Source organism: Halomonas llamarensis (assembly GCF_023555005.1).
GTDB classification, from domain to species: Bacteria; Pseudomonadota; Gammaproteobacteria; order Pseudomonadales; family Halomonadaceae; genus Vreelandella; species Vreelandella llamarensis.
Window position 1 is genome coordinate 1 of record NZ_JAMJPJ010000158.1, and the last position, 252, is coordinate 252.

The 252-nt window shown below is 54.0% G+C and carries 1 pseudogene; it reads left to right on the plus strand.

Features of this window, described 5'->3' with window-relative positions:
- Window positions 1-126 precede the first annotated feature (126 nt).
- Window positions 127-252: pseudogene (locus M8006_RS18030) on the plus strand (IS66 family transposase); the annotation flags it as partial.

Consider the following 252-nt stretch of genomic DNA (forward strand, 5'->3'; position numbering starts at 1 on the left):
GATGGCCGAGCCAGAAAGCCTGCATGGCATTGAGTTCGTGGTTCATGAGGATCTCCTGGATAAAGAAAGCCTCAGTGTGGTCAGCAAAACTCAACGTGAGAAGATGTGGTTAATGGCTCGCTTACCCCCAAAAGCACACTGGGTAAAGCGCTGCATTACCTGGATCATCAGTGGCCACGACTCACCCGATTCCTGGACAATGGCCTGATACCGCTGGATAACAACCCGGCGGAGAACGCCATCCGCCCCTTC